24 protein-coding genes and 1 pseudogene are annotated in these 26,346 nt (G+C 60.7%); 12 read left to right on the forward strand and 13 right to left on the reverse strand.

Annotation, left to right across the window (positions count from 1 at the left end; all coding sequences use genetic code 11):
* The first annotated feature begins 1 nt into the window (after position 1).
* Both xdhB and xdhC read left to right on the forward strand, forming a co-directional pair.
* Positions 2 to 2,338, forward strand: coding sequence for a xanthine dehydrogenase molybdopterin binding subunit (xdhB, locus tag QA648_RS10610; protein WP_283046774.1), 2,337 nt, complete (start codon positions 2 to 4; stop codon positions 2,336 to 2,338).
* Between the two features lie 2 nt (positions 2,339 to 2,340).
* The gene (gene xdhC, locus QA648_RS10615) at positions 2,341 to 3,186 is read left to right on the forward strand and encodes a xanthine dehydrogenase accessory protein XdhC (RefSeq protein ID WP_283046776.1); all 846 of its coding nucleotides are present in this window, start codon (positions 2,341 to 2,343) and stop codon (positions 3,184 to 3,186) included.
* Here the strand turns inward: xdhC and QA648_RS10620 are convergent.
* Positions 3,162 to 3,362, reverse strand: coding sequence for a hypothetical protein (locus QA648_RS10620; protein ID WP_104823831.1), 201 nt, complete (start codon positions 3,360 to 3,362; stop codon positions 3,162 to 3,164). The genes xdhC and QA648_RS10620 overlap by 25 nt on opposite strands.
* A gap of 81 nt (positions 3,363 to 3,443) precedes the next feature.
* Between QA648_RS10620 and QA648_RS10625 the strand changes: the two genes are divergently transcribed.
* Complete coding sequence (locus QA648_RS10625; RefSeq protein ID WP_283046778.1) at positions 3,444 to 4,361, forward strand: LysR substrate-binding domain-containing protein; 918 nt, start codon at positions 3,444 to 3,446, stop codon at positions 4,359 to 4,361.
* A 7-nt stretch (positions 4,362 to 4,368) separates the two neighbouring features.
* Here the strand turns inward: QA648_RS10625 and QA648_RS10630 are convergent, their stop codons facing one another.
* Entirely contained in the window at positions 4,369 to 4,701 is a 333-nt protein-coding gene (locus tag QA648_RS10630) for a hypothetical protein (protein WP_104825168.1), read from the reverse strand.
* A 239-nt stretch (positions 4,702 to 4,940) separates the two neighbouring features.
* Here QA648_RS10630 and QA648_RS10635 point away from each other — a divergent pair, with 239 nt between their 5' ends.
* From QA648_RS10635 to QA648_RS10645, 3 genes are read left to right on the forward strand one after another with little or no spacing between them, the layout of a single operon-like run.
* Positions 4,941 to 6,179, forward strand: a complete 1,239-nt coding sequence (locus QA648_RS10635; RefSeq protein ID WP_283046779.1) for a urate hydroxylase PuuD — start codon at positions 4,941 to 4,943, stop codon at positions 6,177 to 6,179.
* On the forward strand, positions 6,176 to 7,483 hold the full coding sequence (gene guaD, locus QA648_RS10640) for a guanine deaminase (protein WP_283046781.1): 1,308 nt from the start codon (positions 6,176 to 6,178) through the stop codon (positions 7,481 to 7,483). Before QA648_RS10635 ends, guaD begins: the two co-directional genes overlap by 4 nt.
* Positions 7,484 to 7,530: 47 nt before the next feature.
* On the forward strand, positions 7,531 to 8,670 hold the full coding sequence (locus tag QA648_RS10645) for an alpha-hydroxy acid oxidase (protein WP_104823835.1): 1,140 nt from the start codon (positions 7,531 to 7,533) through the stop codon (positions 8,668 to 8,670).
* Here QA648_RS10645 and QA648_RS10650 read toward each other — a convergent pair.
* The 8 genes from QA648_RS10650 to QA648_RS10685 form a co-directional block, all read right to left on the reverse strand.
* Positions 8,667 to 9,407 (reverse strand): metallophosphoesterase family protein, encoded by a 741-nt coding sequence (locus QA648_RS10650; protein ID WP_283046783.1) that lies wholly within the window; start codon positions 9,405 to 9,407, stop codon positions 8,667 to 8,669. The genes QA648_RS10645 and QA648_RS10650 overlap by 4 nt on opposite strands.
* Positions 9,408 to 9,410: 3 nt before the next feature.
* Positions 9,411 to 9,767, reverse strand: coding sequence for a hydroxyisourate hydrolase (gene uraH / locus QA648_RS10655; protein WP_283046785.1), 357 nt, complete (start codon positions 9,765 to 9,767; stop codon positions 9,411 to 9,413).
* A complete protein-coding gene (locus QA648_RS10660; protein WP_283046786.1) occupies positions 9,764 to 10,264 on the reverse strand; it encodes an ureidoglycolate lyase in 501 nt (166 codons plus the stop codon). The genes uraH and QA648_RS10660 overlap by 4 nt, the downstream gene beginning before the upstream one ends.
* 7 nt (positions 10,265 to 10,271) lie before the next feature.
* Complete coding sequence (locus tag QA648_RS10665; protein ID WP_104823839.1) at positions 10,272 to 10,634, reverse strand: HepT-like ribonuclease domain-containing protein; 363 nt, start codon at positions 10,632 to 10,634, stop codon at positions 10,272 to 10,274.
* Positions 10,635 to 10,672: 38 nt separating this feature from the next.
* The gene (gene uraD / locus QA648_RS10670; RefSeq protein ID WP_283046789.1) at positions 10,673 to 11,170 is read right to left on the reverse strand and encodes a 2-oxo-4-hydroxy-4-carboxy-5-ureidoimidazoline decarboxylase; all 498 of its coding nucleotides are present in this window, start codon (positions 11,168 to 11,170) and stop codon (positions 10,673 to 10,675) included.
* 1 nt (position 11,171) lies between these two features.
* Positions 11,172 to 12,098 (reverse strand): allantoinase PuuE, encoded by a 927-nt coding sequence (puuE, locus tag QA648_RS10675; RefSeq protein WP_104823841.1) that lies wholly within the window; start codon positions 12,096 to 12,098, stop codon positions 11,172 to 11,174.
* A gap of 93 nt (positions 12,099 to 12,191) precedes the next feature.
* Positions 12,192 to 12,899 carry a DUF1045 domain-containing protein gene (locus QA648_RS10680; RefSeq protein WP_104823842.1) on the reverse strand — a complete coding sequence of 236 codons (708 nt, stop codon included), beginning with the start codon at positions 12,897 to 12,899 and terminating at the stop codon, positions 12,192 to 12,194.
* Positions 12,900 to 13,005: 106 nt separating this feature from the next.
* Positions 13,006 to 14,190: an FAD-binding oxidoreductase gene (locus tag QA648_RS10685; RefSeq protein WP_283046791.1), complete on the reverse strand. Its 1,185-nt coding sequence runs from the start codon at positions 14,188 to 14,190 to the stop codon at positions 13,006 to 13,008.
* Between QA648_RS10685 and mnmD the strand changes: the two genes are divergently transcribed.
* Complete coding sequence (mnmD, locus tag QA648_RS10690) at positions 14,189 to 14,923, forward strand: tRNA (5-methylaminomethyl-2-thiouridine)(34)-methyltransferase MnmD (RefSeq protein ID WP_283046793.1); 735 nt, start codon at positions 14,189 to 14,191, stop codon at positions 14,921 to 14,923. The two genes, QA648_RS10685 and mnmD, sit on opposite strands and share 2 nt — an antisense overlap.
* On the opposite strand, the gene QA648_RS10695 is transcribed toward mnmD, so the two are convergent.
* Positions 14,920 to 18,174: a response regulator gene (locus tag QA648_RS10695; RefSeq protein WP_283046794.1), complete on the reverse strand. Its 3,255-nt coding sequence runs from the start codon at positions 18,172 to 18,174 to the stop codon at positions 14,920 to 14,922. The genes mnmD and QA648_RS10695 overlap by 4 nt on opposite strands.
* Before the next feature lie 214 nt (positions 18,175 to 18,388).
* Here QA648_RS10695 and QA648_RS10700 point away from each other — a divergent pair, with 214 nt between their 5' ends.
* The 3 genes and pseudogenes from QA648_RS10700 (at position 18,389) to QA648_RS10710 (ending at position 22,428) form a co-directional block, all read left to right on the forward strand.
* Positions 18,389 to 19,969 (forward strand): trimethylamine methyltransferase family protein, encoded by a 1,581-nt coding sequence (locus QA648_RS10700; protein WP_283046796.1) that lies wholly within the window; start codon positions 18,389 to 18,391, stop codon positions 19,967 to 19,969.
* A 146-nt stretch (positions 19,970 to 20,115) separates the two neighbouring features.
* Complete coding sequence (locus tag QA648_RS10705) at positions 20,116 to 20,424, forward strand: hypothetical protein (protein ID WP_283046798.1); 309 nt, start codon at positions 20,116 to 20,118, stop codon at positions 20,422 to 20,424.
* 301 nt (positions 20,425 to 20,725) lie between these two features.
* Positions 20,726 to 22,428: pseudogene (locus QA648_RS10710) on the forward strand (DEAD/DEAH box helicase).
* A 205-nt stretch (positions 22,429 to 22,633) separates the two neighbouring features.
* Here the strand turns inward: QA648_RS10710 and QA648_RS10715 are convergent.
* Complete coding sequence (locus tag QA648_RS10715) at positions 22,634 to 23,095, reverse strand: MarR family transcriptional regulator (RefSeq protein WP_283046801.1); 462 nt, start codon at positions 23,093 to 23,095, stop codon at positions 22,634 to 22,636.
* 126 nt (positions 23,096 to 23,221) lie between these two features.
* On the opposite strand from QA648_RS10715, the gene QA648_RS10720 reads away from it, so the two are divergent.
* Positions 23,222 to 23,599 carry a nuclear transport factor 2 family protein gene (locus tag QA648_RS10720; RefSeq protein WP_283046803.1) on the forward strand — a complete coding sequence of 126 codons (378 nt, stop codon included), beginning with the start codon at positions 23,222 to 23,224 and terminating at the stop codon, positions 23,597 to 23,599.
* Positions 23,600 to 23,646: 47 nt separating this feature from the next.
* Here the strand turns inward: QA648_RS10720 and QA648_RS10725 are convergent, their stop codons facing one another.
* Positions 23,647 to 24,540 carry a DMT family transporter gene (locus tag QA648_RS10725; RefSeq protein WP_104823850.1) on the reverse strand — a complete coding sequence of 298 codons (894 nt, stop codon included), beginning with the start codon at positions 24,538 to 24,540 and terminating at the stop codon, positions 23,647 to 23,649.
* A 393-nt stretch (positions 24,541 to 24,933) separates the two neighbouring features.
* On the opposite strand from QA648_RS10725, the gene QA648_RS10730 reads away from it, so the two are divergent.
* Entirely contained in the window at positions 24,934 to 26,343 is a 1,410-nt protein-coding gene (locus QA648_RS10730; protein WP_104823851.1) for a circularly permuted type 2 ATP-grasp protein, read from the forward strand.
* The last annotated feature ends 3 nt before the right edge of the window (positions 26,344 to 26,346 follow it).

Consider the following 26,346-nt stretch of genomic DNA (forward strand, 5'->3'; position numbering starts at 1 on the left):
CATGGACAAATCCACCTTTGAAGAACGCAAGGTCATCAACGGCTCGATGCATGCTTCCCTGAAGCACGACTCGGCGCACAAGCACGTGACGGGCGCCGCCGACTATATCGACGACCTGCCGGAACCTGCGGGTCTGCTGCATGGCGCACTCGGCCTTTCCGACCGCGCCCATGCGGATATCGCTGGGATCGACCTCTCCGCCGTGAAAGCCTATCCGGGCGTCGTCTGGGTATTCACCGCCAAGGATATTCCCGGCGTCAACGACACAAGCTCCAACGGCATGCATGACGAGCCGCTACTCGCCGAGACCAAGGTCGAGTTTCACGGCCAGCCGATCTTCGCTGTCATCGCCGAAACCCGCGATGCGGCCCGCCGCGCCGCGCGCCTTGCCAAGATCGACTATCGCGATCTGCCCCATTGGAGTGACATCGACGGTGCGCTCGCCAATGGCGCGCCGTTGGTCTACGAGCCGATGACACTGAAGCGCGGCGAGCCGGAAACCGAGATGGCCAATGCCAAGCACCGCATCAAGGCGCAGATGCGCATCGGCGGCCAGGAGCATTTCTATCTCGAAAGCCACATCGCCATGGCGATCCCCGGCGAAGACGACGAAGTCGCCGTCTGGTCTTCCACCCAGCATCCGAGCGAGATCCAGCACATCGTCGGCCATGTGCTCAACATTCCGTCCAATGCAGTCACCGTCAACGTGCGTCGCATGGGCGGCGGCTTTGGCGGCAAGGAGACACAGGGCAACCAATTTGCCGCGCTCGCCGCCGTCGCCGCCAAGAAGCTTGGCCGCGCCATCAAATTCCGCCCCGATCGCGACGAAGACATGGCCGCCACCGGCAAGCGCCACGACTTCCTGGTCGATTACGAAATCGGCTTCGATGATGACGGCCGCATCCATGCCGTTGACGCGACCTATGCCGCCCGCTGCGGCTTCTCCTCCGACCTCTCCGGGCCGGTCACCGACCGCGCGTTGTTCCATGCGGATTCGAGCTATTTCTATCCGCATGTGCATCTCGTATCGAAACCGCTGAAGACGCATACCGTATCCAACACCGCCTTCCGCGGCTTCGGCGGCCCGCAAGGCATGGTCGGCGGCGAGCGATTCATCGAAGAGATCGCCTATGCGCTGGGCAAGGACCCGCTGGAGATTCGCCGTCAGAATTTCTACGGCCAGCCGGGCTCCGGCCGGACGCTGACGCCCTATCATCAGGAGGTGGAGGACAACATCATCCACCGCATCGTCGACGAGTTGGAAGAATCCTCCGACTACCAGGCGCGACGCAACGCCATCATCGAGTTCAACCGCTCCAGCCGCTTTATCCGCAAGGGCATTGCGCTGACACCGGTGAAATTCGGCATCTCCTTCACCATGACCGCCTTCAACCAGGCCGGCGCGCTGGTGCACATCTATCAGGACGGCTCGATCCACCTGAACCATGGCGGCACCGAGATGGGCCAGGGCCTCTACACCAAGGTGGCGCAGGTGCTGGCCGACAGTTTTCAGGTCGATATCGACCGGGTGAAGATCACTGCCACGACCACGGGTAAGGTACCGAATACGTCGGCGACCGCGGCCTCCTCCGGCTCCGACCTCAACGGCATGGCAGCCTTCGACGCCGCTCGCCAGATCAAGGATCGGCTTGTTGCCTTCGCTGCCGAGAAATGGGGCGTCGCTGCCGAAGAAATACAGTTCCTGCCGAACCGGGTGCGGGTCGGCGACATGGAAATTCCTTTCCCGGATTTCATCAAACAAGCCTATTTCGCTCGGGTGCAGCTTTCCGCCGCCGGCTTCTACAAGACGCCGAAAATCCATTGGGACCGCAAGGCAGGACGCGGCACGCCATTCTATTACTTCTCCTATGGCGCCGCCTGCTCGGAAGTCTCAATCGACACGCTGACTGGCGAATATCTGATCGACCGCACCGATATCCTCCATGATGTCGGCCGGTCGCTGAACCCGGCGATCGATATCGGTCAGGTCGAAGGCGCCTTCGTGCAGGGCATGGGCTGGCTGACGACCGAAGAACTCTGGTGGGATAACAAGGGACGGCTGCGCACGCATGCGCCTTCGACCTACAAGATCCCGCTCGCCTCCGACCGGCCGAAGATCTTCAACGTCCACCTTGCCGAATGGTCCGAAAATGCCGAGGCAACCATCGGCCGCTCCAAGGCGGTCGGCGAGCCGCCCTTCATGCTCAGCATCTCGGTACTCGAGGCCCTGTCCATGGCCGTCGCAAGCGTCGCGGACTACCGCGTCTGCCCGCGGCTCGACGCGCCGGCAACGCCGGAACGGGTGCTGATGGCGGTCGAGCGGCTGAAAGGGATGTGACGATGGCTGTCCGCGAAGTGCTTTCCGGTGTCATACCCAGGAGCGACTTCCGCGCATTTCTCGCGACACGCCCCTCCTCCATACTCATCGAGATCATCGGAACGCAGGGCTCAACGCCACGCGAGGCCGGAACCTTCATGCTCGTTTCCGAAAACGCCATCTGGGGCACGATCGGTGGCGGGCAGTTCGAATTTCTGGCGATCCAGAACGCCCGGGATTTACTGGCCGGCAATGGCGCGGAGGTGATGGACATACCGCTCGGGCCGGAAATCGGCCAATGCTGCGGCGGTCGCACGCAACTGCGCTTTCAGAAGATGACGACGCGATTGCTCGAAGAGCTTGAAGCCAAGCGGGCGACCGAAGCGGAACACCGACCGGAGACCTATTTGTTTGGTGCAGGCCATGTCGGGCACGCTCTGGCCGCCGCGCTCGCCCCCCTGCCCCTTTCCGTAACGGTGATCGAGACCCGTAAGGAGGAACTGACAAACCTGCCGGCGGAGACGAAGACCGTGCTTTCACCAATGCCGGAAGCGCTGGTGCAGGAGATTCCCGCAGGCTCAGCCATCGTCATCCTGACCCATGATCACGCTCTCGATTTCCTGATCGCCAAGGAAGCGCTCGCCCGCACCGATCTCGCCTATGTCGGCATGATCGGCTCGGCGACCAAGCGTGCCACCTTCTCCCACTGGCTGACTCGCGAGGGCGGCGACGAGGCCTTGCTCGAGCGGCTGACGCTGCCGATCGGCGGCGGCGCCGTGAAGGACAAGCGCCCGGAGGTTATCGCCGCCATGACGGCCGCCGAGCTGCTGACGGCCTTCGCGGCCTACGCCATCCGATCATCTTCGTAACGCGGCTCGCGCCCGTCGAGAAACCCGAGGTCGCGCTTGAGGCGGTCGGGCATCTCGTCCAGATCCAGCCGGGACGAAGGCTCCATGCCCCCTGTGAAGACCTGCGCCAATGTTTCCAACATACGGGCCAAGGCTGACGGCCGGGCATTCATCTCTTCGACGGCATAGCAATCCATGACGATACCTCAAATCAAACGATGATGTGGATTGCAGTTTGCCGCCGAAAATGCTGAAATTCCAATCGAACAACCATCTGTATGCATCAAGAGAACTTATCCATGAAACTGTCGAAACGGTTTCCGCTGAATGCACTGCGCGTCTTCGAGGCCGCCGCCCGGCACGGCAGTTTCACGCGCGCCGGCGCTGAACTCGGCATGACGCAGACGGCCGTCAGTTATCAGATCAAGCTTCTGGAAGAGAATGTCGGCGAGCCGCTGTTCCTGCGGCGGACGCGCCAGATCGAGTTGACTGAAGCCGGCGGGCGATTGGCGCCGAAGGTGACCGAAGCCTTCAGCATGCTGCAGGAGGCCATGGCTTCGGTCAGCGGCGATGCCGAAACCACTCTCCTCATTCATTCGACACCGACCTTCGCCTCGCAATGGCTTGCACGCCATATCGGCTCATTTCAACTGCAACATCCAAATGTCGCGGTACGGCTCGCCACATCGGACGCGCTCATCGATTTTTCCCGTGAGCCTTCCGACATCGCCATTCGCAACGGGCGGGGAACTTGGCCGGGGCTGCGGGCGCATTTGTTGATGAAAATGAACTTCACGCCGATGCTGAGCCCAGCGCTGGCAGCCAGCATCGGCGGCATTCACACGCCGGCCGATCTTCTCAAACTTCGGATTATCGATGCCGGTGATCCCTGGTGGGCACAATGGTTCGAAGCGGCTGGAGTTCCAGATCCCGGCCTGCAAGGCCGACCGAGAAGCAGGCTTGGGGCGCAATCCTTCGAGGCAAGCGCCGCTATCGCCGGACAAGGCGTCGCCGTGCTGACCCCTGAATTCTATGCCGACGACCTAGCAGCCGGCCGGCTTGTCCAGCCCTTCGATATCCTCTGCAACGACGGCTCGAACTACTGGCTTGCCTATCCCGAAAACAGACGGCATACGCCAAGAATCCGGGTTTTCCGGAATTGGATACTCGGCGAGTTCGGCATGCCGTTGGAGTGAGTGCTGCTCAATAGGCCATATCTGGCGCATAGAAGCAGCGCGGCGTGTTCTCGTCTGGGAAAAGACAGAGGTGGTAGGCCCCATCCGGCGAACGCATCGTCTTGCGCTGTGGCAGCGTGAAGATATGCGCATGCGTCACATAGCGATGATCGCCGGGATAGAGCGTAATCCGATAGCCGCCCGGGATAACGGTAACCGTGCGCGAGGGGATCATCTCGCAATCACCGGTCTTGCTGTCGCCGTTGCAACAATAAGGATCGTAGGACCAGCCGGAGGGCGCATCATGCGCCATGGCGGAAGTTGCAAGAAGGAATAGTGCAAACGCCAGTATACCACGCATGGGCAAATCTCCGACGATGCGGCGAACCAGGGGCTCCGCTGCCCACCGATCGCCGACGACGCTGAAAAAAGCGTCCAATTTTGATCTATCGCGAAGTCGGCGCTCGGCAAGAGCGACGGCATGTCGGTCACGGAAGTGTGTGATCCTAGCACGAAAAGCAGTCCCTCGACCAAACTCCCCTTCCCTCTGCGCCCAACATTTTGCAAGGTGTCGAGTCGGAGGAAGAAAAGGGGACCTGAATGTATGAATACGCCATAGCGTGGGAATGGCTGGCCTTTGCTGCCCGCTGGTTCCACGTCATAACCGCCATTGCCTGGATCGGTTCGTCTTTCTACTTCATCGCGCTCGATCTCGGGCTGGTGAAGCGTCCGCATCTTCCGCCCGGCGCCTATGGCGAGGAATGGCAGGTGCATGGCGGCGGTTTCTACCATATCCAGAAGTATCTGGTGGCTCCCGCGCAGATGCCGGAGCATCTGACCTGGTTCAAATATGAGAGCTATTTCACCTGGCTCTCTGGTTTCCTGATGCTCTGCATCGTCTATTACGGCGGCGCCAATCTCTTCCTCATCGACAGGCACGTGCTCGACGTCAGCGTTCCCGTCGCGATCCTGATCTCGCTGGCTTCGCTGGCCGGCGGCTGGATCGTTTACGACCTGCTCTGCAAGTCGCCACTCGGCAATAATACCTGGGGGCTGATGGTCGTGCTCTATGCGGTCCTCGTCTTCATGGCCTGGGGCTATACGCATCTGTTCACCGGCCGCGCCGCCTTCCTCCATCTCGGCGCCTTCACGGCGACGATCATGTCGGCCAATGTCTTCATGATCATCATTCCCAACCAGAAGATCGTCGTCGCCGACCTGATCGCAGGCCGCACGCCGGATCCGAAATACGGCCGCATCGCCAAGCAGCGCTCGCTACACAACAACTACCTGACGCTGCCCGTCATCTTCTTCATGCTGTCGAACCACTATCCGCTGGCCTTCGGCACCGCCTATAATTGGATCATCGCCGCTCTGGTGTTCCTGATGGGCGTCACCATCCGCCATTGGTTCAACACGATCCATGCCCGCAAGGGCCGGCCGACCTGGACCTGGATCGTCACCGTCGTCCTCTTCATTGTCATCATATGGCTTTCGACGGTGCCGAAGATGCTCACCGGCGAGAAGGATGCCAACGTCGTCGCACCCGCATTCCAGCAATTCGCATCGGATGCGCACTTCCCGGCGGTGAAGCAGATGATCTCGACGCGCTGTTCGATGTGCCACGCCGCCGAGCCGGCTTTTGAAGGCATTGCCCGCGCACCGAAGGAAGTGATGCTGGAAAACGACGCGGAAATCGCTATGCATGCCCGCGAGATCTATATTCAGGCGGGCCGCAGCCACGCCATGCCGCCCGGCAACGTCACCGACGTGACGCCGGAGGAACGCAAGCTGCTGGTTGCCTGGTTCGAAAGCTCCGTCGGAGAAAAAGACCAATGACTACCCTTTTGCGCGGCCGCCTGCTCTCCTTCAAGCGCGCGCCGCAGAGCCTTGATGACACGGACAGCTACTCGTATGAAAGCGATGGCGGCCTGCTGATCGAAAATGGCATCATTGCCGACGTCGGCCCCTATACAGAGGTCAAGACGAAAGCGCCGGCACATGTCACCGAAGTCGACCACCGCCCGCATCTGATCCTGCCGGGCTTCATCGATATGCACCTGCATTTCCCGCAGATGCAGGTGATCGCCTCCTATGCCGCAAATCTTCTGGAATGGCTGAACACCTATACCTTCCCCGAGGAATGCCGCTTTGTCGAAAGCGCGCATGCGGAGCGTATCGCCACGCATTTCTATGACGAGCTGATCCGCCATGGAACGACGACGGCGGTCGCCTATTGCTCCGTGCACAAGACCTCTGCCGATGCCTATTTTGCCGAAGCCATGCGACGCAACATGCGCATGGTCGGCGGCAAGGTGATGATGGACCGCAACGCCCCGCAAGGCCTGCTCGACACACCGCAGATGGGCTACGACGAGACCCGCCAGGTGATATCAGACTGGCATGGCAAAGGCCGCAATCATGTAGCCATCACGCCGCGCTTTGCCATCACCTCGACGCCTGAGCAGATGGAAGCGACGGCTGCACTCGCACGCGAGTTCCCGGATCTACATATCCAGACGCATCTCTCCGAGAACCACGACGAAATCAAGTTCACCTGCGAGCTCTATCCCGACGCGATCGACTACACGGACATCTACGCCCACTATGGGCTGCTCGGCCCCAAGAGCTTGTTCGGTCACGCGATCCACCTTTCGGAGCGCGAAGCCGACGCCATGAGCGAAGCCGGCGCTATCGCCGTCCACTGCCCGACCTCCAACCTCTTCCTCGGCTCCGGCCTCTTCCCGCTGAAAGCACTGGCGCGACGCGAAAAGCCCGTCCGCATCGGCGTCGCCACCGATATCGGCGGCGGCTCCAGCTATTCCATGCTGCGCACCATGGACGAGGCCTACAAGATCCAGCAGCTTCTCGGCGAACGGCTGAACCCGCTGGAAAGCTATTACTACATGACGCGCGGCAACGCCGAAGCGCTCTCTCTCGTCGACAAGATCGGCACGCTCGACACCGGCACCGAAGCCGACCTCATCGTCCTCAATGCCGCCGCTACGCCGGCCATGGCGCTGAAGATGGAAGTGACGAAGAGGCTTACCGAAGAGCTGTTCCTGCTGCAGACCATGGGCGACGACCGCGCCGTCGTCGAAACCTATGTCGCCGGAAAGCCGATGAAATCGATCCTGCAATGAGGCAATCCGACCCCGCCGCACGATAACCTTTTAGAGGGCAGACAGCCATGACCGCGCCGCTTACCATCGCAGAACTGAAGAAGCTCGCTCAGCGGCGCGTCCCGAAAATGTTCTACCAATATGCCGATTCCGGTTCGTGGACGGAGTCGACCTATCAGGCGAACCAGGCAGACTTCGCCAAAATCAAACTGCGTCAGCGCGTTCTTGTCGACATGGCGAACAGGTCGCTCGCAACCACCATGGTCGGCCAGAAAGCCTCCATGCCGGTGGCACTGGCGCCGACAGGCCTCACCGGCATGCAGTACGCCGATGGCGAGATGCTGGCGGCACGCGCGGCGGAGGAATTCGGCATTCCCTTCACGCTCTCGACCATGAGCATCTGCTCGATCGAGGACATCGCTTCGGTGACGAAGCAGCCCTTCTGGTTCCAGCTCTACGTGATGAAGGACCGCGATTTCGTCCTGAACCTGATCCATCGCGCCAAGGTGGCGAAATGCTCGGCGCTGGTGCTGACCGCCGACCTGCAGATCCTCGGCCAGCGCCATAACGACATTCGTAACGGGCTTTCGGTGCCGCCGAAAATGACGGCAAAGAACATCTGGCAGATGGCGATGCGACCGGGCTGGTGCATGGGCATGCTGAAGACCAAGCGCCATTTCTTCGGCAATATCATCGGTCATGCCAAGGATATTTCCGACATGACGACGTTGTCGCACTGGACCCATTCGCAGTTCGATCCCAAGCTCTCCTGGAGCGATGTCGCCTGGATCAAGGAGCAATGGGGCGGCCCGCTGATCATCAAGGGCATTCTCGACGTCGAGGACGCGAAGGCGGCCATCGACACCGGCGCCGACGCCATCATCGTCTCCAACCATGGCGGCCGGCAGCTCGACGGCGCCCACTCCTCCATCAGCATGCTGCCGCGGATCGTCGATGCCGTCGGCGACAAGATCGAGGTGCATATGGATGGCGGCATCCGCTCCGGCCAGGACGTGCTCAAGGCCATCGCGCTCGGCGCCAAGGGCACCTACATCGGCCGTCCCTTCCTTTATGGCCTCGGCGCCATGGGCAAGGAGGGCGTGACGCTTGCGCTTGAGATCATCCGCAAAGAGCTGGATATTTCCATGGCGCTCTGCGGCAGGCGGGATATCAAAGCCGTGGATCGGTCGATCCTGGCCGATCTCTAGCGCAACCAGCCGGTCGCCAGGCCACTCGCCCATTCCGCGCGGCCATTCTGCGCCGCCAGCTTCGCCATCGCCATGTGATCATAGGCGACCTGCCGGAAGACAGGCAGCCAATGATCGCCTGTCCTTTCCAGAATGACGTAGGAGGCGAAGGGGTGGCCGGCTTCTACCTTATGAAAATAGGGCAGATCGTCGTCATAGGCGGGGCAGCCGACGCTGCCTGGATTAACGATCAGCCGATCGTCGGAAAGCCTGACGACACGCGGAATGTGGGTATGCCCGCACAGGATCAGCGGAAAATCGATGCCGGCGGCCAATGCCTCGATTTCTTCGAGCGGCTTCAAATAGACGTGACCGTCTGCCGAGACCGATTCCAGCCAGTAGACGTTATCGTCCGCTGGGGTCGCGTGGCAAAGATACACCGCGTCTTGATAGACGGCGCTAAAGGGCAAGCCGCGCAGCCAATTGAGATGATACTCGTTCAGTTCCGAATGCGCGGCCCGGTCAGACACATGCATCGCCTCCGCCGCCTGTTCGATCAGGTACCGGTCGTGATTGCCACGCACCGTCACCGCATTCAGTTCCAGCAGCATATCGGCCGTCTTACCAGCCGTCAGCGGCCCGCTGAAGCAATCGCCCAGGTTGACGATATCGGTAACGCCCTGCCCACGGATATCCTCAAGCACCGCTTCAAGCGCCAGGTGATTGCCGTGAATGTCCGCGATGGCAGCAAAACGCAAGTCTCAGCTCCCGCGATAGGTGGAATAGCCGTAGGGCGAAATGAGCAACGGCACATGGTAGTGCGCCGTCGTATCGGCGATGCCGAAACGGATGGGCACGAGATCGAGGAAGGCCGGCTCCGGCAGCTTGGCGCCGCTTGCGCGCAGATAATCTCCAGCCCGGAACAGCAATTCATAGGTGCCGGCGACAAAACTGTCGCCGATCAGGATGGGACCGCCATCCACGCGCCCGTCGGCATTGGTCGTAACCGTCTTCAGATGCGTGCGGGCATCGCCCTCGATCCTGAAGAGATCGATCACCAGGCCCTCGGCCGGCTTGCCGAGTGCGGTATCGAGCACATGGGTAGTCAGTCCGGTCATAGCGTCGGTGCTCCGATGATGAAGGGCGTGTCGAAGAAATATTCTTCCAGATTGTTTCCCGGCCCATCACGATCCACGATGAGGAAATCGCTCTGCTCGCCGAGCGCCATCAGGGGATAATGCCAGGCATTGATCCGATAGTTCACACCCTGGTCACCTCGCGCCAGAAAGACCTGCGGCCTGCCGGGCTTGCCGCCCTCATCCTGCGCGACGACGACGAGGAATGGTCGGCCGTTGAGCGGCATGAAACTCTGGCTGCCGAAAGGATGGCGCTCCATCATCTCGATCGTGAAGGGAAAGGCACGCGGCTGGCCGCGAAAGAGGTTCAGAATAACCCGCGCCCCGTCACCTATGGCCTCGGCGCCGGACAGCGCATGGAAGCGCTCCGTCGTCCCGCCATTGATGTATCGCATCGTTGCCGGATCGGCCTCGATCACATCGCCAAACGGCGCGAAGGCGGCCTTCGTCAGTGGGTGAATTTCAAGATGCTGTGTCATTCTATGATCATTCGCCTTCCGCTCGCCAATGGCGAATGGAATCCAGTTGTGAGAGCGACTCCGGAAGAGATTTTTGCGCGATGTCCCACAGGGTCGCCAGCTCGATGTCGAAATAGCCCTCAGCAATTCTGTCTCTGAAGTCGCGCATTTCATGCCAAGGCAGCTCCGGATGGTCAACGACAAACTCCGGATACTCTTCCGCAATACGTGCCGCTGCCTCGCCGATCATCATGAGATTCATGCCGACGGCCCGCTGCTTCTCGATATCACCGAAAAAGACGTCTCTATCAGTCCCTTGAAGAAACCGCCCAATTTCAGACATAGCCCGCTGCATGCGATTAAGGTGAGAGATCAGCCGATCCAAGCTCATGTCGCGCGGCCCATTCAGCCAGATACCAGAAGCCCCTATCAGCTCTCCGGAAGCATGGATTGCAGACGCAGCAAGGCAATCTTTTCCACCTGTGCCGTTGCGGTCGCGAACTCCGCATCCCTGTCATTGTCGATCCGCGTTTCGAAGGCGGCCAGGATATCCTTCTTGCCCAGCCCCTTGACCGCGATGATGAAGGGAAAGCCGAATTTCGTCACATAGGCGGCATTGAGTTCGGTAAATCGGGCATGCTCCGCAGGGCTCAGCCGATCGAGCCCAGCGCCGGCCTGTTCCTTGCGGCTATCCTCGGTCAACTCTCCGGCAATCACCAGCCGGCCCGCCAGATCTGGATGGGCCCGCAATACGCCAAGTCGCTCCTCTTCGCTGGCTGCACGGAAGAACCGCACCAATGCGGCGTGAACGTCGCCTGAGGTCAGCGGCTCGGCAATGGCACCCGCGTCAAAGGCCCGCTCTGCAATGAAGGGAGAGTGCTCGAAGACACCGCCGAAACGGCTCACGAAATCGTCACGCGATATCATCTCAGGGCGCGCCCGCAGGAAGGTGATGCTGGTGCCAATGGTTGGCGATCTCGATGCGCTTGGGTATCCAGACCTTGTCGTGCTTCAGCACATATTCGATGAAGCGCCTGAGCGCCGCCGCGCGACCTGGCCTGCCAACCAGGCGGCAATGCAGGCCGACCGACATCATCTTCGGGCTGCCCTGCTTGCCCTCTTCATAGAGCGTATCGAAGGCATCCTTGAGATAGGTGAAGAACTGATCGCCGGAATTGAAGCCCTGCGGCGTGGCGAAGCGCATATCATTGGTTTCGAGCGTATAGGGTATGATGAGGAACGGCTTGCCCTGGATGCCATCGACCCAATAAGGCAGATCATCGGCATAGGAATCCGACGAATAGAGGAAGCCACCCTCTTCCATCACCAGTCGCAGCGTATTGTCTGAGGGCTTGCCCTGGTACATGCCGTAGGGCCGCTCGCCGGTCAGCTCGGTATGCAGGCGCACGGCTTCGAGGATGTGCTTGCGCTCCAGATCCTCCGAAAAATCCTTATATTCCAGCCAGCGATAGCCGTGGCTCGCAATTTCCCAACCAGCTTCCTTCATGGCGGCAACCGCTTCCGGATTGCGCGCCATGGCGAGCGTCACGCCATAGACGGTGGCCTGAACCTTGAGTTCGGTGAACATACGCCATAGCCGCCAGAAGCCGGCGCGTGAGCCATATTCATAGATCGATTCCATGTTGAGACTGCGCTGGTTCGGCCATGGCGCCGCACCAACGATTTCCGACAGCAGGTTCTCCGATGCTGGATCGCCATCCAGAATGCAGCTTTCTCCACCCTCTTCGTAATTGATCACAAACTGCACCGCGACGCGGGCATCGCCCGGCCATTTTGGATCGGGCGTATGGCGGCCATAGCCGATGAGATTGCGGGGATATGTATCGGACATCAAAGCACCTTCTCGAATATGCGAAGACGGTAGCATTCACGGCCGGAATGTCGAGACGGAAAGTGCGAAACGCACTTTCCTTTCACCTGTAAGCGGTTAGGCGATCTTTCGGGCGCTGACCTTGCCCATGGGATGCAGGGAGTGCACCCGGAATGGCCCGCCTGCGCCCTCTTCCATCATCAGCGCGATGTTCGACACCGGCACTGGCTCGGCAAGCACCGGCTCGAAGAAATCGCGCAATACGCGCTCCATCCGCGGCAGATCGGCGGGACTGACCGTGCCGGTCAACATCATCTGGAAGCGGAATTCGTCCATGACATGCGGATGGCCCCAGCGGTGCAGATTGGCGAATTGCGCTGCCGACAGGCTGTCCGGATCGCTACGCTCGATCTCCGCTTCCGTCAGCGGCGCGCGATAGTGGTCGAAGGCCTGGACCAGCGACGCCGCAAGGAACTGCATTTGCTGGGAGGGCTCGGACGACACCAGGCCGAACGCGCCGCCGAGGCGCGCGACTTCCATCTTCGGAATCTCGAACGGCGTCACCGTACCGGAAAAGCGCATGAGATCGCGCAGCAGCGACGCCTCCGTCATGTCCTCGGCCAGGCGAAACGGCGCTTTCAGGATGCCGTTGAAACCGTAGCGGCGCGGCACGGCGGTGTGGAAGGCGACTTCATGAATGCCGAGCCCACGAATGGCGGGCGGATCGACCATCTCGCCGGAATAGACATTGCGGCCGAGCCAATTTGCGGCCACGAGCGTCAGCGGATCGCTCGCAGACGGCGTGAAGCAAATGGCGTAACGCATAAAATCTCCTCCAGAAGGCGAAAAGCCGGCTGACCCAACCGGCGGCCGATGCGCAAGGAGATAGGTGATTTGCGTGACAGATTGACGACCTGAACGGCCTTTATATTCACGTTTTATGGGATGCTACCGTAATGTGGTTCGAAAGGGTAAAACCTTCGGGCAGCTTGAAAGAACAGGAAATTTCCAGGGCCTCGCGGACCGCCGCTTCGGCCAGACGGTGCGCCAGTCCGAAGCTCACCTTGAAACCCCCGGTCAACGCGATCAGCCGTGGATGATCCGGATGTGCTCCCACCATGGGATCCCGATCGATCGCTTTCGGCCGCAAGCCGGCCCAGCGTTCGATCACTTCGGCACCCGCAAGCGCCGGCGCCATCATCCGCGCAGCAGTTAGCAGATCGTCCAACTGACCATCCGTCGACATCGGATTGTCGAAGCGGTTCTCGCTCGTACTGCCGACCGCGACCAATCCGCCCTCATGCGGAACGATATAGAGCCCGTCGCGGAAAATCACCGGCAGGCCGGCCTCGACATCCGCTTTCAGCAAAGCAGCCTGTCCCTTGACCGGCTGGCCAAGGGGAGAATGACGTCCGGGCGTCAATCCGTCCAGCATCGGAAAGGAGCGATGCCCGGCAGAAAGGATGCAACGGCGGAAACGGATCGTGCCTTCTTGGGTCGCTGCGGTGCCGCGATCCGGATCGATGCTCTGGATTTCCAGACCTTCGGCAAGCCGAACATGTTTCGCCTTATCAAGAAAGCTGGCCAGAACCTTCAGGAAGGCTCGGGGCGCAACGCGGGCGGCAAGCGTGTCGAAAACAAATCCGCTTTCGCCGGCCGCCGGATCGATCCAGCCTTCCACCGGCGCGGCATGGAGCACATGCCAATGAAACCGCCGTTCACCATGATACCAATGCGTTTCGGCATCCTGCGAGTGGCCCAGCGCGATCTTGCGCAGATGCGGCTTCGGCAACGGGATCAGCCGGCCGGAACGGCGGTATCCGGCGGAAAGCCCGGTTGCCGCTTCCAGTTGCGCAATCTCATTCTCCAGTGACAACAGCGCATCGAACTGGAATTGCTTCTTCTCAGACCACTTGTCCGGCATATGCGGCATCAGCGCGCCGAGCAGGCCGCCGCTTGCCCCCTGCCCCAAACGGCCGGCATCGACGAGCAGCGTCTCGACGCCTTGCCGCTCCGCATGCACCGCCGCCCAAAGGCCCATGATGCCGCCGCCGACGATCAACAGTTCGGCGGATGATTGACCGGCAAGCCCCGGAGGATTATCGGCTCTTCCCATGACAGATCCAGTTTCCGATCAAACGCCCGAGGCGAAGACCAATGTGGCAAGCCAGGCGCTCGAATGGCGCGACGGCGATATGCCCTATTCGACCGCTTTTGGCGACCATTTTTATTGCCAGACCGACGGCCGGCTGGAATGCGGCCATGTCTTCCTCGCCGGCAACGGCCTGCCCGCCCGCTGGAATGAGCAAGGAAACTTCCTGATCGGCGAGCTTGGCTTCGGCACCGGCCTGAATTTCTGCGAAACCTGGCGGCAATGGCGCCAGCACCGCAAACCGGATTCGGAACTTCATTTCATGTCCTTCGAGCTCTATCCGATGAAGGCCGAGGAGATCGATCGCGCGTTATCGCACTGGCCGGAAATCGATGCTGAGCGTCAGGCGCTCGTCGCTGCCTGGCCGAAGGAACCGCGCGGCATCGTTGCGCTCACCCTCGACGCCCAGACGCGCCTTAGCGTCGTCTGCGGGTCGGCGATCGACGGCGTGCGCCGAGCAGCAACTGGCTTCGACGCCTGGTATCTCGATGGCTTTGCCCCTTCCCGAAACGCCGATATGTGGTCGCCGGAACTGATGCAGCATCTCCACGACAAGACCGTCGCCGGCGGCACCTTCGCCACCTACGCCGCCGCCGGTTTCGTGCGTCGCAATCTGCAGGCAGCAGGCTTCTCGGTCGAGCGACGCAAGGGATTTGCGGGAAAACGCGAAATGCTCTGCGGAACCAAACAGGCTTAGTTGCTGGAACGCCCGATCTGGAGCGCAGCATCGCCGAGCCAGCGGCGGGCCTTGGCTTCCAGGAGTTCGGGGCTGATCGGCTTCGACATATAGTCGTCCATGCCCGCCTCCAGGCACATATCGCGGTCGACATCGAGCGCATGCGCGGTGACGCCGACGATCGGCACATGCCAGCCCTGCCCTGCCTCCGTTTCCAGTTGCCGGATCATGCGCGTCGCCTGATGGCCGTTCATGATCGGCATGGAGACATCCATCATGATCAGCGATGGCCGAAGCTTGCGCCAGGCCTCGACCGCCTCCTGGCCGTTCTGGACCACGAGAAAGCGCAGGCCGGTGACCTGCAGAATCTGCGTGAAGACGATCTGGTTGACCTCGTTGTCCTCCGCAACGAGGACATCGATGGCGCTAACCGGTTTCGCCGCCACTTCGCGTTCGACGGTATCGATCGCGGCAACTGCTTCGGCTTCGATCGACTGCGAAGCGACAGCCGTTTCATCGCTGCTCATCCGCTGCCGGCGCGCCGTGCGCACGACATCGATGATGGTGCTGCGCAGCACATTGGCGCGCACGGGCTTCATCAGATGCGCCTGACCGTTCAGCGCCGCGAATTCCTTGTCGCTGCCGGCGACATCCATGGAGGTCAGGAAGATCAGCGAAACGCCGTCGAAGCGCGAATCGGCGCGAATGGCACGCGCGACTTCATCGCCGTTCATGTCCGGCATGTGGTAGTCGAGGATCACGGCATCGACCTGCACGCCCATATCGAAAGCGGCATGGAGGATGGCTAGCCCCGTCTTGCCGTCTTCGGCAGCGTAGCCGTCAAAGCTCCATTGCTCCAACTGCTCGGTCAATATCCGCCTGTTGATCTCGTTGTCGTCGATGACCAGGATGCCGGCGCCCTTGACATTGACCGGCACCGGACGCGGTTCGCTGCGCGTGGCGGCCGGCGGCACGGGCAGATGCACGGTGAAGACCGAACCCTTGCCCCATTCGCTCTCGACTTCGAGATAGCCACCGAAGAGGTCGACGAGCCCCGCGGTAATGGCAAGGCCAAGACCGGTGCCTTCATGACGGCGCGTCGAGGAAGCGTCCACCTGCGAGAACTTCTCGAAAATGGAATCCAGCTTCTCCTCGGAAATACCGATGCCGGTGTCCTCGATGCGGAGCGTCAACATGATCTCGCCGTTGTCGATCGGTCGGCTCTCCACCTCGACCAACACGTGACCGCGCTCGGTGAATTTAACCGCATTGCCGACGAGATTGGTGACGATCTGGCGAAAGCGGCCTGCGTCTCCGAGCACCATGGCCGGCACATCAGGCGCCGTGCGCACCAGCAGCTCGATATCTTTTTCCGCCGCCGGCGACGACAGCAGCGTCGCGACATCCTCCACCGCCTCGGCCGGATCGAAGGCGGCCTTGCGCAGACGCATCTGCCCGGCATCGATCTTCGAGAAGTCCAGGATGTCGTTGATGATCGTCAACAGCGCATTGCCCGACTTGACGATGATGTCGATGAAGGTCTTCTGCCGGGCATCGAGATCGGTCTTAGCCAGGAGCTCCGCCATGCCGAGAACGCCGTTCATCGGCGTGCGGATTTCATGGCTCATATTGGCGAGGAATTCGGATTTGGCGCGATCGGCGGCTTCGCTGCGCGAAAGCAACAATTGCAGCTCGGCCTCGCGGTCTTTCATCTCGGTGACATCGGCCAGCACCACGGTCCAACGGCGGCTTTCGCTGATCGTGGCTTCGAGCTGCATCCAGCGATCGCCCGCAATCTGGAACACCGCGGAAACCGGCCTGTTCGCCGCCATGCTCCTGCCCCATCCACGCAGAACCGCCTTCGGATCGTCGCCGAAATCGCCCCGCGCGGCGCAATAGTCAAACGCGATGGACCAATGCTTGCCGATCTCCAGATGATCGGCGGGAATGCGCAGCATGTCCGTCAATGCATCGTTTGCCAGCATGATGATGCCGTCTTCCACGATGAGCAGGCCCTGCGACATGGCATGCGTCGCGTCGGTCATCAGTTCGCCGAGACGCTCTAGGGCAAGGCGCGCCTCGGTGATCTCGCGGGCTTGCTGGCGCACGGAAGAGATATCCGCATAGGCAATCAGCGTGCGGCCGTTCGAAATGCGGCGAGCATCCATGATGACGGATTTGCCGTCGGCAAAATTCATCTCGGTCTGGAAATGCGGTCCGGCATTGCGGAAGGACTCCAGGCGCGCCTGATAGATATCGTCGATACTGCCAGCATCGGCATCATAGCGGCCGAGTTCGAAATGCTTGGCGACGAGATCGCGATAAGACAGGCCTTCGAAATGTTCGTTCTTCGGGAAATCCCAGATGTCGTAGAAGGCATCGTTGGTATATTCCACGACGTAATTGCTGTCATGGATCATGACACCGATCGGCATCGAGCGCAGGATGTTCCCCAGATCCTGATGCAAGGCCTCGGCGCGCGCCTGTGCCTCGATCAACTCGGTCTGGCGCAGCTTCAACACGGAAATATCGGTCATCGAGCCGACGGCATAGCGCCTGCCGTCCGCGGTGACGACGCGGTTGACGCGCGTCATGAGCGGATGTGTCACACGCTCCCGATCAACCACCGTGCCTTCGAATTCGAATGCGCGGCCCTCGTTCAGCACCTGCTCGTTTTCCGCAAAGTACTCGTCGGCGCCGGTTTCGAACATCTCATGTTCGGTCTTGCCCAGTGCCTCGGCGCGGCTGAGCCCCGTGATGGCCCCATAGGCCTCGTTGGAATAGATCAGCCGGTGGCTGGCATCGCGCGCGAAGACGGCGACCGGCAGGTCCTCGAGAATCGTGCGGTAAAGCCCGATCTCATCGACGTTACTCGCAATATGGCCGCTTTCGCGATCGGAAGACGAACGCGAAAGCACAGCAGGCGCATCGAGGAACATGCCGAAGACATAGAGGCGGTCTTCGGACGGCGAAAAACTTTCGATCTGCACGCGAGAACGCTCACGGCCTGTCGGGTCGAAGCATAGCGCCATCTCTTCCGAGCCAAAAACCAGCGCCCGCCGCTCCTTGTCTTCGCGATCAACTTCCTCGCCGCTGTCGAAGAGATCACGGCTGCGATTGCCGATGAAATCGGCGGTATCGCGCCGAAAAAACCGCGCATAGGCTTCATTGACGGCGACATAACGCAGATCGCTGTTCTTGACATAGGCCGGCTGATCCAGATCTGCGATCCGGCGGCAGGCCATCTCCAGCAGTTCACCGTCCGAGTTCAACAGGACCCCTCTTCCCAACGCTTACAATAGTTACTCAACAAACGCTTTATCACAAATCGCTTTAACAAGCCGTTAACCATATTTACCAATCCACTGAACGTCGCGTTCAGACCACTGACTATCCCAGAACAGTCATCGCCAGGTCGCAAACGACGGCGGCATCGGACGCCGAACTCTGCCAAGAATCCTATCAGCACAATGGTGGAGCGAGAGCATGAGCGACGATAGAAACCCGGCCTTGCACGAGACTGATACCATGCCGGTCGAGCGTCGCCGCCGGGCCGGAGGGCGCGGGGCCGAGCGCAGCCGCAAGCCAAGCGGCGCGAAATACCTCAATCTCGTCAACAATCTCGCCCGCACCGAGCTTCTGTCGCCCGAAGCGCTCGACGATATTCACGAGGCGTCGCTGACCGTTCTCGAAGAGATCGGCATGGACATCATTTTGCCGGAAGCGCGCGAGCGCATGAAAGCCGCTGGCGCCGACGTCACGCCCGGCACAGAGCGTGTCCGGTTCGACCGTGGCATGATCACGGAGCTGATCGCCTCTGTCCCCTCGACCTTCACCCTGCACGCCCGCAATCCGCTCCGAAACGTTCAGATCGGCGGGAAGAATCTCGTCTTCGCCCAGGTCGCCTCCGCACCTTTCGTCGCGGACCGCGAGGGTGGCAGACGGGCCGGCAATCAGGAGGACTTCCGCAAGCTGATCAAGCTCGCCCAATCCTACGACGTCATCCATATGACTGGCGGCTACCCTGTCGAGCCCATCGATATCCACGCTTCGGTCCGCCATCTCGATTGCCTCTCCGACATCGTCAAGCTCACCGACAAGGCGTTTCATTGTTATTCGCTGGGGAAGCAGCGCAATCTTGATGCTATCGAGATCGCCCGCATCGGCCGCGGCATCAGCATGGAGCAAATGGAGCGGGAGCCGTCGCTCTTTACCGTCATCAATTCCTCCTCTCCGCTGCGCCTCGATGGGCCGATGCTGCAGGGCATCATCGAGATGTCGTCGCGGGGTCAGGTGGTGATCGTGACGCCCTTCACGCTGGCGGGCGCCATGGCGCCGGTGACCATTGCCGGCGCGCTGGTGCAGCAGAATGCCGAGGCGCTCTGCGGCATCGCCTTCAGCCAGATGGTGCGCAAGGGCGCGCCGGTCATGTATGGCGGCTTCACCTCGAATGTCGACATGAAGACCGGGGCGCCGGCTTTCGGCACGCCCGAATATATGAAGGCCGTGATCGCCGGCGGCCAGCTCGCCCGCCGCTATGGCATCCCCTACCGCACCTCCAACACCAATGCCTCCAACACGCTGGACGCTCAGGCAGCCTATGAATCGGCGCTGTCGCTCTGGGCGCTGACCCAAGGCGGCGGCAACTTCGTCCTGCATGCGGCCGGCTGGAGCGAGGGTGGCCTGACCGCCTCCTTCGAAAAATTCATCCTTGATGTCGACATGCTGCAGATGGTCGCCGAATTCCTGACGCCGCTGGATGTCAGCAGTGACGCGCTGGCGCTGGATGCCGTGCGCGATGTCGGCCCCGGCGGCCATTATTTCGGCACGGCGCATACGCTGGCGCGCTACGAAACCGCTTTCTATTCACCGATCCTCTCGGACTGGCGAAATTACGAGACCTGGACGGAGGCTGGCCGGCCGACGACCTACGATCACGCCAACCGCGCGTTCAAGGAAACGCTCGCCCACTACGAGCGCCCCCCACTCGATCCGGCCATCGAAGAGGAGCTTAACGCCTTCGTCGCCAAGCGTAAGGCGGAAGGTGGCGTACCCACCGATTTCTAGTTGAAAATCAAAGGTTTTCACCCATTCATCATGAACAAAATTTAATGTCGCGGCCCTCTTTTTAGCCGCGACTTCGCCCCCTTTTCTACGCACCTTCAAACTCGGCTTCGGCTCGGAGGCCTCTGGTTTTTGGGAAAGGGATGTCAATGCCTGTGCTTCGCACTTTAACGACGGCCGGTTTGATCGCGCTGACGCTTGGCAGCGCCGCCGCCGTAACCATAACGACCGCCGGCGCCTCCGAGCGCGGCGCCTTTTTCGGCGGTCTTGCCGCCGGTGTCGTCGGCGGCGCCCTAGTTGCCGAGGCGGCGCGACCAGCCTACTCGGTCTATCCGGCTTATTATCCTGCCTATCGAAGCTATTATGCTCCGGCCTATGTACGCGCCTATCCCGACTGCTACTGGGCATGGCGTCACGACGGTTGGGGCAGGCCCTACCGCGTCGAGGTTTGCCGCTAAGCCTGCGAAGATCGAGCGCCCCATGCCGCCGGACTTCTGGCGGCACTTTCGCCTGCCTTCCGAAAAGCTTTTGACCTCACCTCTTGACTTCGGCAGCGAATAAGACCAAATGCGCGTCAGCTTTCACCTTCCGGCCGCCGCGTGAGCGTGCCCTGCGGGACTAGACGTACGCAAGAGAAGGACAAAAGCGCTTTTGAAATGAGACCGCACCCAAGGCGGTCGAACGCGCTGGAAAGCTTTTTCCAACTTACAAGTTCCCACTTCACGCGGGGTTCTTGACGCCAGAGACAGACCGGACCGCATGGTGCGACCCGGCCTATTCGCTTTGGCGCCCCGAAAGGTATTGAATTGACCGATTTTCACTCGCTTGGTCTTTCCAAGCAGATCGTCGATACGCTGTCGCAGAACAACTTCGCGACTCCGACGCCCATTCAGGCACAGGCTATTCCGCTTGTTCTCCAGGGCCGCGATCTCATCGGCCTCGCCCAGACCGGCACCGGCAAAACGGCCGCCTTCGGCCTGCCGATCATCGAAATGCTGCTGAAGGACGCCAAGCGTCCCGACAACCGCACCGTCCGCACGCTGATCCTCGCCCCCACCCGCGAACTGGTGAACCAGATCGCCGACAATCTTAAGCTGTTCGTCCGCAAGACGCCGCTGCGGATCAACGTCGTGGTCGGCGGCGCCTCCATCAACAAGCAGCAGCTTCAGCTCGAGCGCGGCACCGACATTCTCGTCGCCACCCCTGGCCGCCTGCTCGACCTCATCAACCGCCGCGCCCTGTCGCTCGGCCATGTCAGCTATCTCGTCCTCGACGAGGCCGACCAGATGCTCGACCTCGGCTTCATCCACGACCTGCGCAAGATCGCCAAGCTCGTCCCGGCCAAGCGCCAGACCCTGTTGTTCTCGGCGACCATGCCGAAGGCGATTGCCGATCTCGCTTCCGACTATCTGACCAATCCGCTGAAGGTCGAAGTCTCGCCTCCGGGCAAGGCGGCCGACAAGGTGGAACAGTATGTCCACTTCGTCGCCGGTCAGAACCACAAGACCGAAATCTTGAAGGAAACGCTGAACGCCAACCCGGATGGCCGCTCGATCGTCTTCCTGCGCACCAAGCACGGCGCCGAAAAGCTGACGAAGCATCTCGACCATGTCGGCTATGCCGCCGCTTCCATTCACGGCAACAAGAGCCAGGGTCAGCGCGAGCGCGCGCTCAAGGGCTTCCGAGATGGTGAAGTTCGCGTGCTCGTCGCAACCGACGTTGCCGCTCGCGGCATCGATATCCCTGGTGTTTCGCATGTCTACAATTACGACCTGCCGGAAGTGCCGGATGCCTATGTTCACCGCATCGGCCGCACAGCGCGCGCCGGCCGTGACGGCATCGCCATCGCTTTCTGCTCACCGGATGAGATTCGCCTGCTGCGCGACATCGAGCGCCTCATGGGCATCGAAATCGCCGTTGCCAGCGGCGAAGCCCCTGCCGACCGCGCCCGTCCGGCTCGCGGCAACAACAACCGTGGTGGTCGTGGCAACCAGGGCCGCGGCAGCGCAGGTCAGGGACGTCTGGAAGGCCGTTCGGGTCGCCCGGGCGGACGTCCGCAGCGTGACGGTGAGAGCGGCGAGGCCCGCGCCCGCACAGGCGAACGCCAGGAGCGTCGGCCGCGCGACGATCGTCCGCAGCGCGAGAACCATCGCAATGCCGACTTCCGCGGCCAGCGCCGCGATGAACGCACGCCGCGCCCGGAAGCGGACAATGATCTTGTTTCGACGTCCGATTTCCGCCCGGCCAAGAAGCCGCATCATAACGGCCCGACAAACGCCAACGCCGCCCACGAAGCCGGCGCCCACCGCAACCAGCGCCACGCCCATGGTCGGCCCTCAGGCCGTCATAACGAGGAGCGCGGCCAAGGCCACGCTCACGGCGAACACCGCGAAGGCGGCAACGGCGGCATGAAGCGCCGCGGGCCACGCAATGGCAACGGCCAGCGCCGCGAACGCGCTTGATGAATGAAGAGAGGGGGCTGAATGGCCAAGCCCCCAATCGAAATCTCGAACTAAAGTAGAGATTGATATCGAACCGCTTGCAGCACAAACGCTGCAAGCGGTTTTTCTTGCCGGAAATATCGATCAAGCATCCTGCGTAGCCAGTTGCCGCGGAATGCCCGTTTTGCGGCGTTGGTCGCCAAATCATCGCCAGCTTCGTTGGAAGCTAGGATCTATGTGACGATGGCTCCGCGCTCGTGATTTGATCCAGATTTGCGATCAACCGGGTAAGTAGGGCGACGAGTTGCACCGCTTCTCCTCCTGTAAACCCATCCAATGCGTCGCGATTTCCTTTGAACAGGGTTTCAATTGCGGCCGGCATACGGGCCTGCGCGGCCTTCGTGAGAACGATGCGGCTACTTCGCCCGTCTTCCGGGTCGGGTGTTCGCTGGATCAAACCATCCCGCTCCATGCGAGCGAGCATCTGGGCCATCGGCGGCTGCTCGATCTTGGCAAAGCGGGCTAGATCGCGTTGCGTGCTTGCTTTCCCATTCTGCAACGCGACCAGCACTGGCAAGTGACCGACGCCGAACCCAAGCGGCTTCAGACGTGCCTCGCTTAGACGGGCGAACCCACGCGCAGCAAGACTGATGAGATGCCCCGGCGTAGAAAGCACGTCGTTTTCCATCTCTCGCTTATCCTCTCTCTACGGTTGACCGCAAACTACATATGTACGTATATATATCGACGAGCGAGCTGGCAAGTTCGGCTCGAACCGCCCCACGCTCCCCTTAATCCACTGCGAGGAAACGATATGTCGGACACTCATAAGCAACTTATCAAGCGCATCTACGACCGCTTCAACGCGAGAGACATCGACGGTGTACTTACCGAGCTTGCCGATGATGTTGTTTGGGCGAACGGTATGGATGGAGGCCACGTCCATGGACGTGAGGCTGTGCGCGATTATTGGACACGGCAATGGGCGGTCGTCAGTCCACATGTCGAGCCGGTGGCAATTCAGACAACCGATGACGGTGTCGTCGCTGTCGAGGTGATCCAATCCGTGTTCGATCTCGACGGCCGGCCGCTGACGGGGCAGACCCATGGGCTGAAGGACAAGACAGTGATGCACATCTTTCGCATGGAGAGTGGTAAGATCGTGCGCTTTGATATTAAGGACACCCCATAGGCATCTCGTGGGACCATGCCATCAAAGCAGGCGGAATCCCGCCTGCCCTATTCCGGCACTACGTCAGCGGTGCGCCGATTGGTCAAATAAACGCCAATCACCACTATCACCGTGCCGATAATGATCGGCAAAGTCAGCGGTTCGCCGAAGGCGATCGCCGCCTCGATGGCGACGGCGGGCGGCATCAGATAGATCAGCGAAGCGGCGCGCGACACTTGCCCGCGACGGATGAGGTAGAGCAGCAGACCGACGGCACCCATCGACAGGCCGAAAACAGACCAAGCAAGAGCAAGGAACGCCTCGTGCGTGCCGTCGAAATGCAAATTTTCGAACGTCAGCGCCAAAGGCGCGGCGACGATGAGTGCACCGACATATTGCAGCGTCGCGATAGTCCTAAGGTCGCCGGTCTGCAGATGCCGCTTTTGATAAAGCGTCCCATACGTCACGGAGACCATCGCGAGCAGATTGACGCCGAGCGGGATAGCCGAATTCCAGAGATTGGCGGTATCCGATGATAGAAGCTTCGGCGAGATGGCGATCGCGATGCCCGCGAAACCAAGCAGCAAGCCAAGCCGCTGCGCCGGCTGCAGGCGCTCCCCGACCAGATAGGGCGCAGCCATCGCCGTCATGAGCGGCTGCAGGGCAGCGATAATGCCCGAAATCCCCGCAGGCACGCCACTGGCGATCGCCCACCAAAGACCGCCGAGATAAAACCCATGTAGAAAGATGCCGGAATAAATGGCGCGGAAGACGCTCGACCAATCACGCGGCCACTTCGCGCCCGTAAAAGCGCAAAACAAAACGAAGGCGAGCGCCGAGAGGCTGTACCGGATCATAAGAAAAGTGAATGGACCCGAGTGCATCGCCGCATATTTCGCAACGATCCAGCCTGTGGACCAAAGAAAGACGAAGATCGCCGGCGCGAATGTGTCGAGGGACATGGAGGCTCAGACTGAAATTGATGTTGCAAACTCGAATCGGGCCCGAACTGAAACCGGATCGTCGCTATACAAGGTAGCCGCTGATAGCCGAAGACAGTCAAGGCGTCAAAATCGAACCGCTGAAACCAATCATCAATTTTTCTTCACATCCGCTTCTCTACTCTTGCTTGAGGGATTTCACGCCGCTCTATGCACCGACGACAAAATAAGCACGTGCTTAGATTTTGATCGCAGCGCCGCGGCCGTAAACTTTCATTTACGGATGCGTTGACCCGAAACGCCCGGATTCCCGGCGTTTTCGCCGGTTTCGAAATTCGTACATGCAAATGCGCATACTTCTTGCATTGTCAAAACTGTTGTATTCAAATGGGAAAAAACACGGGGACCGCGCCTTTGGCATTTGATGAAATGATTACTGCGGATGAAAGTCCGCGCACGCCTTACGAAAAATATTTCGAGTGGTACTCCGGCCAGGACAGAGGCCATCTAATTGCCAAATCCCGCGATGCGGAAAACATCTTCCGAAAAACGGGTATCACCTTCGCAGTCTACGGGCACGCGGACTCCGCCGAAAAACTCATCCCCTTCGACATCATCCCCCGCATCATTTCCGGCCGAGAATGGCGCAAGCTCGCCCAGGGCATTGAACAGCGCGTCATCGCGCTCAACGCTTTCCTCGACGATATCTACCACAAGCAAGAGATCATCCGCGCCGGACGCATCCCGCGCGAATTGATCGAGAAGAACGACGCCTTCCTGCCGGAGATGATCGGCTTCCGTCCGCCGGGCGGTGTTTATACCCACATCGTCGGCACCGACATCGTGCGGACGGCCGAAGACCAGTTCTACGTGCTGGAAGACAATGCCCGCACCCCCTCCGGCGTCAGCTACATGCTGGAAAACCGGGAAACTATGATGCAGATGTTCCCGGAGCTGTTTCACCAGAACAAGGTGCAGCGCGTCGAGGACTATCCGCTGCTGCTGCGCCAGAGCCTCGCCTCACTCGCCCCTCGCGGCTGCAACGGCAAGCCGCGCGTCGCCGTTCTGACCCCCGGCATCTATAATTCCGCCTATTACGAGCATTCCTTCCTGGCCGACATGATGGGCGTGGAGCTGGTCGAAGGCTCGGATCTGCGTGTCATCGACGGCAAGGTGAAAATGCGCACCACGCGCGGCTATGAGGCGATCGACGTTCTCTATCGCCGCGTGGACGACGACTTCCTCGACCCTCTCACCTTCCGCGCGGATTCGGCCCTCGGCATTCCCGGCATCATGGATGTCTATCGCGCCGGCCATATCACCATCGCCAATGCGCCCGGCACCGGCATCTCCGACGACAAGGCGATCTATTCCTACATGCCGGAGATCGTCGAATTCTACACCGGTCGCAAGCCGATCCTCGAAAACGTGCCGACCTGGCGCTGTTCGGAGCCCGACAGCCTGAAATACGTGCTGGAGAACCTCGCCGACCTCGTCGTCAAGGAAGTGCATGGTTCGGGCGGCTACGGCATGCTCGTCGGCCCGACCGCCTCGAAGAAAGAGCGGACGGAGTTTGCCGAGAAGCTGAAGGCCAAGCCGAACAATTATATCGCCCAGCCGACCCTTTCGCTGTCGACCGTGCCGATCCTGGTCAACAAAGGCATCGCGCCGCGCCACGTCGACCTGCGCCCCTATGTCCTCGTTTCCGACAAGGTACAGATCATCCCCGGCGGGCTCACCCGCGTGGCGCTGAAAGAAGGCTCGCTGGTGGTCAATTCCAGCCAGGGCGGCGGCACCAAAGATACCTGGGTTCTGGAGGACTGAGAC

Source organism: Rhizobium sp. CB3171 (assembly GCF_029714265.1).
In the GTDB taxonomy this organism is placed as follows: Bacteria; Pseudomonadota; Alphaproteobacteria; order Rhizobiales; family Rhizobiaceae; genus Rhizobium.

Excerpts from the sequence above, each read along its gene's own strand:
- QA648_RS10715 (WP_283046801.1), bottom strand. The coding sequence starts at position 23,095 with ATGGAAAACGACGTGCTTTCTACGCCGGGGCATCTCATCAGTCTTGCT.
- uraH (WP_283046785.1), bottom strand. The coding sequence starts at position 9,767 with ATGACCGGACTGACTACCCATGTGCTCGATACCGCACTCGGCAAGCCG.
- QA648_RS10625 (WP_283046778.1), top strand. The coding sequence starts at position 3,444 with ATGCATCAAGAGAACTTATCCATGAAACTGTCGAAACGGTTTCCGCTG.
- QA648_RS10705 (WP_283046798.1), top strand. The coding sequence starts at position 20,116 with ATGCCTGTGCTTCGCACTTTAACGACGGCCGGTTTGATCGCGCTGACG.
- QA648_RS10660 (WP_283046786.1), bottom strand. The coding sequence starts at position 10,264 with ATGACACAGCATCTTGAAATTCACCCACTGACGAAGGCCGCCTTCGCG.
- QA648_RS10685 (WP_283046791.1), bottom strand. The coding sequence starts at position 14,190 with ATGGGAAGAGCCGATAATCCTCCGGGGCTTGCCGGTCAATCATCCGCC.
- QA648_RS10680 (WP_104823842.1), bottom strand. The coding sequence starts at position 12,899 with ATGCGTTACGCCATTTGCTTCACGCCGTCTGCGAGCGATCCGCTGACG.
- QA648_RS10620 (WP_104823831.1), bottom strand. The coding sequence starts at position 3,362 with ATGGATTGCTATGCCGTCGAAGAGATGAATGCCCGGCCGTCAGCCTTG.
- QA648_RS10700 (WP_283046796.1), top strand. The coding sequence starts at position 18,389 with ATGAGCGACGATAGAAACCCGGCCTTGCACGAGACTGATACCATGCCG.
- QA648_RS10645 (WP_104823835.1), top strand. The coding sequence starts at position 7,531 with ATGACCGCGCCGCTTACCATCGCAGAACTGAAGAAGCTCGCTCAGCGG.
- QA648_RS10630 (WP_104825168.1), bottom strand. The coding sequence starts at position 4,701 with ATGCGTGGTATACTGGCGTTTGCACTATTCCTTCTTGCAACTTCCGCC.
- mnmD (WP_283046793.1), top strand. The coding sequence starts at position 14,189 with ATGACAGATCCAGTTTCCGATCAAACGCCCGAGGCGAAGACCAATGTG.
- guaD (WP_283046781.1), top strand. The coding sequence starts at position 6,176 with ATGACTACCCTTTTGCGCGGCCGCCTGCTCTCCTTCAAGCGCGCGCCG.
- QA648_RS10720 (WP_283046803.1), top strand. The coding sequence starts at position 23,222 with ATGTCGGACACTCATAAGCAACTTATCAAGCGCATCTACGACCGCTTC.
- QA648_RS10725 (WP_104823850.1), bottom strand. The coding sequence starts at position 24,540 with ATGTCCCTCGACACATTCGCGCCGGCGATCTTCGTCTTTCTTTGGTCC.
- QA648_RS10635 (WP_283046779.1), top strand. The coding sequence starts at position 4,941 with ATGTATGAATACGCCATAGCGTGGGAATGGCTGGCCTTTGCTGCCCGC.
- xdhC (WP_283046776.1), top strand. The coding sequence starts at position 2,341 with ATGGCTGTCCGCGAAGTGCTTTCCGGTGTCATACCCAGGAGCGACTTC.
- uraD (WP_283046789.1), bottom strand. The coding sequence starts at position 11,170 with ATGATATCGCGTGACGATTTCGTGAGCCGTTTCGGCGGTGTCTTCGAG.
- xdhB (WP_283046774.1), top strand. The coding sequence starts at position 2 with ATGGACAAATCCACCTTTGAAGAACGCAAGGTCATCAACGGCTCGATG.
- QA648_RS10665 (WP_104823839.1), bottom strand. The coding sequence starts at position 10,634 with ATGAGCTTGGATCGGCTGATCTCTCACCTTAATCGCATGCAGCGGGCT.